We start from the raw sequence: 771 nt of genomic DNA on the forward strand, positions 1-771 counted from the left end.
CCAGGCCGCTGCGGGCCTGGGGCAGCGTCGCCTACGCGTTCCTGCCCGCCGTCACCGGCGCCCTCGCGACGGGCCGGCTGGGCACCGCCGTCCTTGCCGTCCTGCTGCCGCTCGCCGCCCGGGCCGCCGTCGCCGCCGGCGGGTTCCGCTCGCCGGGCGCCCGGCCGGTGTGGCGGGCCGTCTGGACGTACGCCCTGCTCCTGACCGTCGCCACCGCGTTCACCCCGGTGGTGTGGCCGCTCGCCGTCGCGCTCGGCCTCGGCGTCCTCGCCCTGCGCGCCCGGGGCGGCCTCCTCGTCCCGCACGCGCTCGCGCTGCTCGCCGTCGCGGCCACCCCGCTCCTCGCCCTCGCCCCCTGGTCGCTCGGGCTGTTCACCGACCCCGGCCGCTTCCTCGCCGAGGCGGGCACGGAGTACGGCGGCGGCACCGACGCGCCGCTGCACCTGCTGACCGGCGACCCCGGCGGGCCCCGGACCTTCGGCGGGCTGCTGTTCGCCGGCGTCCTCCTCGCCGCGCTCGGCGCGCTGCTCCGCGCCGACCGGCGGGCCGCGGTGGGCACCGCCTGGGCGGTGGCCCTCGCCGGCCTGCTCTGCGCGGCGCTCGTCAACCACACGGTCTGGGCCGGGCCCGCCCTCCTCGTCTACGGCCTGGCACTGACCGCCGCCGCCGTGGTCGGCGCGGAAGGGGCCCGCGAGCGGGTCGCCGCCAAGAGCTTCGGCTGGCGGCAGCCCGTCGCCGGGCTCGTCGCCCTCGCCGCCGCCGCGGGCCCGC

Annotated in this window: 1 pseudogene; it reads left to right on the plus strand. The window is 81.2% G+C overall.

Going from position 1 to position 771, the window contains the following annotated elements:
* Positions 1–771 (plus strand): annotated as a pseudogene (locus JNW98_RS32705) (family 2 glycosyl transferase); the annotation flags it as partial.

This window comes from Streptomyces huiliensis, assembly GCF_020037025.1.
Lineage (GTDB): Bacteria > Actinomycetota > Actinomycetes > Streptomycetales > Streptomycetaceae > Streptomyces > Streptomyces huiliensis.